Genomic DNA, 6,899 nt, shown 5'->3' with positions numbered 1-6,899 from the left:
GTGGACACTCACGTTGTTCGTGCCGCTGTGCTCGGGCGTTATGCAAGAGAAGCAGATTTGGCTCCCCAATAACGAAATCAAGAGAGGAAATGGATGACCCTGCTTAATCAAATATTAAAGTGGACTGAATCTCTCCAGTCATGGCAACGAGATGCATGCCGTCGCCTCTTCCAGCAGGAATCAGCACTGAACGAGACCGACCTGTCCGAGTTATACGCACTTCTTAAGAAGGATTGCGGTATAGAGAGTGATGATGCACTGTTGCCGATACCACTGGCTAAAGAGCACCTTCCTGCCGAACTTGCTCCAGGGGAGCAAGTTACTCTAGTCGCTTTGAGAAACCTGCAAAACGTCAATCAGATTCCGAGTGATCGCATTCTAACTTTCTCCGAAGCTGGCATTACTGTGATTTATGGAGGAAATGGTTCGGGCAAGTCGGGCTATGCTCGTGTTATGAAAAGAGCTTGTCGGGCTAGAGATCAATCTGAGCCTGTCCACCCAAATGCAAATGATCCGACGGCCTCCAAGAGGGTGCCCACCGCAAAATTCGATGTAAAGGTAATGGGTGTATCACATGAAGTTGATTGGGCGCGCGACACAACTTCACCGGACCAGCTCTCCTCAATCTCAGTCTTTGATTCCAAGTGTGCTCGTTCCTACATCACGGCGGAGCAAGATGTTGCTTACTTACCATACGGCCTTGATATTATTGAAAGTCTGGCCAATCGAGTTCTCCCAAAGCTCTCAGAGATGCTCGAGTCAGAGATCAATGGGATTGATGTAAGTAAATTGCCGTTCGAACATCTTCTTGGCGATACAGAGGTCGGGAGAGTCATCGAAAACCTTTCCATCAAGTCAAACACAGAAACTATTACTTCACTTGGAACCATCACTGAAGGCGATATTAAGCGAATTGCCGAGCTTGAGAATGCTCTCAAGGAGGGTAATCCTCTGGCTAAGGCAGAAGAGTCGAAGCGTTCCATGATGCGACTGAAAGCTTTCGCCGACAAGCTTGCCAAACCTTTGGTATGGGTTAGCTCAGACGCTGTTGAAAAACTTCAGAAAATAAATGATGAGAAGATCTCCGCAGAGGACGCCGAGAAGAAAGCTGCCGACGCGTTGTGCGTCGGTGAAGAACTACTTCCAGGAACTGGAGAGCAAGTTTGGAAGCTTCTTTTTGACGCTGCACGGCGCTACTCCACTGAAGTAGCATATCCGGGAGAGGAGTTTCCTCAATCTGCTGAGGGTAAAGTGTGCCCCTTGTGCCAAGAAAATTTACCCGAATCAGGGGCTAACCGTCTTAAGCGATTTGATGAGTACATCCAGAATGATGTCGCAAAGGCCGCCGAAGCAGCCCGTAACAAGGTCGAAATAGCCAAGGCCAAGATCAAGGCAGCCGATCTTATGATTGCCGTCGATGATGCCCTTGGTGAAGAGTTGAAGGTCCTAGACGGCTCAATTCTTCAAGTAATTTCAGATTTTCAAGCTTCGATTGATGCGCGTAGAGAGTTTATGCTCCAGTGTCTCGAAACATCAAAATGGGCTGAAGTTCCTGCCTTGAATGTTTCGCCAAGGGCGCGAATTCGCCAGCTTGCAGCTCAGCAATTAAGGATTTTCCGAACGCTTACGAGAGCGGCGGATGAAACGAAGCGAACGAAGCTTGAAAGAGAATTGAGTGAACTTACTGCAAGACAAAGCCTGGCCAAGAGTTTGAATGCTGTAGTCGAGTTGTTGGGTCGGATGAATAAGAAGTCTTCCCTGGAAAAATGTCGCCCCGCCTTAAAAACACGTTCGATTTCTGATAAGTCAAAAGAATTTGCTACTGTCGCGGTAACAGATGAGTTAAGGAAAGCTCTTGATAAAGAGTTTGAAGCACTTGGCATTGGGCACATCAAAACAAAGCTAAAGGAGCGTAGTTCCCGTGGGAAGATGTACCACCAACTTCTACTAGATCTTCCAGTTACGAACAAAATTGATGAGATTCTTAGCGAAGGTGAGCAACGTGCAATCGCGCTGGGTTCGTTCTTTGCTGAGTTGGCGCTCGCCAATCATTCGTGTGGAATTATCCTCGATGATCCGGTTTCGTCGTTGGATCATTGGCGACGACGAAATGTTGCCCGGAGATTGGTTGAGGAGGCTAAGAATCGGCAAGTAGTAGTGTTTACTCATGACACTTCATTTCTTGGCCAACTATCCGACGAGATCGAGACGGCAGGTATTCCCAACTCAACATTCTTTTTGGAGTGGCGAGGAGGTGCCCCTGGCAGTGTTAATGATGGCCTCCCGTGGGACCATCAAGGCTATAAAGCGAGAATCAACGCTCTTGAGCAGGCGCAGAGCAAGCTTGCGAAGACGTGGCCGGCATATCCTAATGAAAAAGAGATTGGAGATATGCGACACCAGTATGACCGGTTAAGGGCAACGCTCGAAAGAGTAATTCAAGACGTTGTCTTTAATGGCGTCGTAAAGCGATATCGCGACTGGATTCGCGTGGACTCACTTGAAGAGGTTGTAGGCTTTAGCCGCCCCGAATACGAAGCTATTGAAAAACTGCATAAGCGAAGTTGTGACGTTGTAACGGCCCACGATCCATCGTCGGCAAAGGCTGCTGCAGTTCCCTCCGCGGCTGATTTGGGTAATGACATCGTTGCCTTGAAAGCCATTGTTGAAGCCATTCAGAATAGAAGAAAGACCGCGAAGGCAACCGCGTAGGAGAGGAAATGCATAACAATGCGCTGCTGTCGGACAAATTTTCCGCTGCGCTCCAAATTTGCCGCAGAGCGCGGCGTTATGTTCTAGGAGTAAATTATGATTTATACGACGACTGAAACGGTTCCTGGCAAGGAAATCGAAGCTGTGTTGGGCATTGTGAATGGAAATGTGGTGCAATCTAAACATGTTGGCCGAGACATCATGGCGGGATTGAAAGGTATTGTCGGAGGAGAGCTCAAAGGATATACCGAGATGTTGATGGAAGCTAGAAATATAGCGGTACAACGACTAATAGAAGATGCTGAAAAGTTAAATGCAGATGCGATAGTGGGCATACGTTTTACAACTAGCTCTGTTACTGATGGTGCGTCAGAAATACTAGTGTTTGGTACAGCAGTGAAGCTTCGAACATAACAAGCTGTTTAAGAGGGATTCGCAACGCGTGGCATTTTTGCTATGCGTTAAATTTAGTGATTAAGGTGGTTTACGGCGACTTCGGTATTGCGTTGCTCCCCCCTTAACAGAGCGTTAGGTGAACAGGGAAATCTTTTGATTCATAGGTTTTTAATAATTTTTGTAGCGCTCTTTTTATCGTCGGCATGCACAACTGGGAAACTGTATTACACCGAAACTTCAGGCAAGAGAGTGTTAGCCTGTGATGTAGAATTTGTTGGATTACCCAGCGTAGACAAATTTGCAGTCGAGTACGCATTAAGCCTTTGCGCAAAAAGCTCTACCAAAAAAGGTCATACAATCGATTCAGATCAACAATATCTACTTACCCTAGACCTCAAAATACCAGAGGCAAAATGCGGAGAGGCATGGGATCACGAATCAGCCAAAGCTCAATACAGAACCGGCAATTTGTCCAAAAAAGAATATGGGTATATTGTTGCTAACATAGATTTGGGCTTGGCGGTCGTAAATGAGTGTTCACCTAACAATCTGCTGTAGTCGCTCGCAGGCTCGCTGGGACGCAAACACATGGGCTGCGTCGCTTCGCTCCTAAATTTTAGCCCATGTGTTTCCGCCCCTAAGCAGGGCGTTAGCTTCCATTTCAAGGATCGAGAATGAAAATTGAGTCAGTACGAATTCAGAACTTCCGAACTTTCAAGGATGAAACAATATTCTTTGATGATTACAGTTGTTTTGTTGGGCAAAATGGTTCCGGAAAATCCACCGTAATGAATGCACTTAACGTGTTCTTCCGTCAGTACAAGGACAGTAAAACTGATTTAAGTAAGCTTTCTATTGACGATTTTCATCATAAAAATGTGAAGGAACCAATCTCAATAACGGTCACATTTAAAGATCTATCTGATCAGGCTAAACAGGATCTTTCTGATTATGTTCGGCAAGAACGTTTAGTTGTTACAGCCAGGGCAGAGTTTGACGAAGGCACTGAAAGAGCAGAAGTGAAGCAATTTGGTAACCGCCTTGGAATGACTGAATTCAAGGTATGGTTCGAAGCTGAAAAGGCCAAACAATCAGCCTCCGAATTAAAGCAAATTTTCGCAGATTTACAGTCAAAATGGCCGGACATCAAAAAAGCTACCGCAAAAGCCGATATGGCTAATTCACTTAATGAGTTTGAATCATCGCACCCTGAGCAATGTAGTTTAATTCCAAGTGAAGATCAGTTCTATGGTGTGTCTAAAGGAGCTAACCGACTTGCACCTCACTTGCAATGGGTTTTTGTTTCAGCATCTAAGGATTTTTCTGAAGAGGCGGAGGAAAGTAAGAACTCAGCTCTTGGACAACTGCTTTCAAGAGCAATTCGGGCAAAAGTTAACTTCTCAGAAAAAGTATCATCCCTTAGAGATGGATTAAGGAAAAGCTATCAAACAATGCTGGAGGAGGAACAGAGTGTTCTTTCGACTATTTCTGAATCGCTGGAAAGTAAGTTAAAGCTGTGGTCAAATCCTAGTGCAACGGCAAAAGTTCTTTGGAAGAATGATGCAGAAAAATCAATCAAAATAGAAGAGCCGCTTGCCCATATTCAAATAGGTGAAAAGGGCTTTGAAAGTGAGCTGGCTCGTTTTGGTCATGGCATGCAAAGGTCATATCTTCTAACCCTTTTACAAGAGCTGGCTGATATAGATGATGGAAATGCGCCGACCCTTGTGATGGCAATTGAAGAGCCTGAACTATATCAACATCCTCCACAAGCACGTTATTTGTCTGAGGTTTTGCAAGATTTAGCCAATGAAAATTCACAAATAATTGTTTGTTCACATAGTCCGTACTTTATCCCCGGAGATGACTTTCACAACGTTCGTTTGGTGAGGGAGTCGGGTTCTCCATCCTGCTCAAATGTTACTTCGCTAACTTATGCTGAACTAGCAAAAGAACTTACCGATGCTGGTGAAAAGGCGGTTAAAGAAACGGGAATGATAGCAAAGCTATACCCTACTTTACGGCCAGAAATTAGCGAAATGTTTTTTAGTCGAAAGCTAATATTGGTTGAAGGTATAGAGGATGTTGCCTATTTAACCTCCTACATTCAGCTTATGGGTAGGCTCTCAGATTTTAGACGTTCTGGTTATCACATTATCCCTGTGGGTGGAAAAAATGAATTGCTAAAGCCTTTGGCTATAGCAAAGTTATTGAAAATTGAGGTATTCGTCGTCTGTGATGCTGATACAGACAAAACGAGAGAAGATGAAATCAATAAGCATAAAAAAGATAATGCTGCAATCTTATACTTGTTAGGTCACGATGTATCAGAAAACTGGCCTGAAGCAGATATTAGAAAGTCCAATTTGAGAATGTGGAAGACAAATATCACGAATACTGTGGGTCCAGAGTTTGGTGAGGATTGGAAGACGCATGAAGATCAAGCTGCTCTATATTATGGGAATGCAGGTGGATTAAAGAAAAACCCTCTTGCTGTTTCCCGTGCACTAGAATCTGCATGGAATGCAGGCTTAAAGTCCACAACGTTACAGGAGTTAGTTGATAGTCTCCTTGCTCCGAAACCACTAGAAGCTAACAAGTCAATGCAACCGACTGCTGACGCAGCGGCTGATTGAGGCGTTAGATTTACAGAGTAGATTATGAAGAAATTTAAGTTTATACCTTTAATGTTGCTTTTATTAGTTGGTTGCCAAACAACCAGAAACAATTCTGGTTTTCCAGAGATCTTATTTAACGAATTACCATGGCAGCTAGGCGTATCTAGGGATTCTGTCGTTTCATTTAGTGAATACGGCCCTTACAAACATGTAAATGTAACGGGAGGGCTCGAAACGAGTAATGGAAAGTTCCTTGGAGAAAAGGCTAATATTTCATTCGTATTTTCTTCAGACAATTTGGATTTTATTCAAGTCTGGGCTTACGAGGGTGAAGACTATAATGCAGCAAAAGAGCGCTGGCTAAAAATTTATCACTACTTTGATTCAAACTTTGGCGGTGTAGAAATTCCAAATGTAACAGCCGAAGAAGGATTTGACGAAGCAGCTGTAGCAGTAGTAAGTGACCGAGTTATCGGTATGGCTCCAGAGCTGACGAAAAAATTCGAGAAGGATGGTGCTACAGGTACTTTTATACTTGATATGCTTCCAGTGAAACAGCCGAAAAATGTAACTCTGACAGGGAAATTAGTTTATTCAGGCCAGCATGATACATTCTACACGTTTGTTTTTATAGACCGCCCTAATACCCAAGGGCGCTTAACGAAAAACATGGTAGAAATTAATAAGCTTCGAATCTAACAAGTTGCTTAATTTCGTTCCGGCCACAAAAAGCGTGGCCTCCACTGGACTGCCTACGCTACGCTGCGGCAGCCAATTAGCAAAGCGTTAAGTGTGCAAGGAAATCCGGTTGTGGATATTACCAAAGATGAGCTAATAAGCATTCTCGAACGTTGCAGTGCTGCAACTGATGGCCCTTGGGTATCGTTTGTCGAGGGACGAGACCATTCATCTGGTTCGAATTTCATACGAACGGCTAGTGATGATATTGAACTTGCTGGTGCTACTGTTGCAGATCAGGATTTTATTGCTGCTGCAAAACAAGATATTCCTCGTTTGGTAGCTATTATTGCAAAACAATATGGCTGGTCTCTGTAGTGTGCGGACTTAACAAGCGCCATCAAAAACGCGCCCTTTGGGCGCTCGACTCGCAACAAGTTGCTCGCGTTTGTGGCGGGCGTTAGGCGGTAACCATGAGTCAGGCTGAAATTTTCT

General features: G+C 44.5%; 5 protein-coding genes. All 5 read left to right on the top strand.

All coding sequences use genetic code 11. The features are described 5' to 3' along the window. Positions 1-93 precede the first annotated feature (93 nt). The 5 genes from ACQ661_RS12415 (at position 94) to ACQ661_RS12395 (ending at position 6,782) form a co-directional block, all read left to right on the top strand. The gene (locus ACQ661_RS12415; protein ID WP_431668560.1) at positions 94-2,712 is read left to right on the top strand and encodes an AAA family ATPase; all 2,619 of its coding nucleotides are present in this window, start codon (positions 94-96) and stop codon (positions 2,710-2,712) included. A 96-nt stretch (positions 2,713-2,808) separates the two neighbouring features. Continuing rightward, the gene (locus ACQ661_RS12410; protein WP_110077055.1) at positions 2,809-3,126 is read left to right on the top strand and encodes a heavy metal-binding domain-containing protein; all 318 of its coding nucleotides are present in this window, start codon (positions 2,809-2,811) and stop codon (positions 3,124-3,126) included. 656 nt (positions 3,127-3,782) lie between these two features. Next, positions 3,783-5,744 (top strand): AAA family ATPase, encoded by a 1,962-nt coding sequence (locus tag ACQ661_RS12405; protein WP_431668558.1) that lies wholly within the window; start codon positions 3,783-3,785, stop codon positions 5,742-5,744. Between the two features lie 24 nt (positions 5,745-5,768). After that, entirely contained in the window at positions 5,769-6,425 is a 657-nt protein-coding gene (locus ACQ661_RS12400) for a hypothetical protein (RefSeq protein ID WP_431668557.1), read from the top strand. Positions 6,426-6,536: 111 nt separating this feature from the next. Continuing rightward, positions 6,537-6,782: a hypothetical protein gene (locus ACQ661_RS12395; RefSeq protein WP_431668556.1), complete on the top strand. Its 246-nt coding sequence runs from the start codon at positions 6,537-6,539 to the stop codon at positions 6,780-6,782. Positions 6,783-6,899: the final 117 nt, after the last annotated feature.

This window comes from Pseudidiomarina sp. WS423 (assembly GCF_050750165.1).
GTDB classification, from domain to species: domain Bacteria; phylum Pseudomonadota; class Gammaproteobacteria; order Enterobacterales; family Alteromonadaceae; genus Pseudidiomarina; species Pseudidiomarina fusca.
Note: the sequence above shows the minus strand (reverse complement) of the source record. Positions and strands in the feature narration are given on the sequence as shown.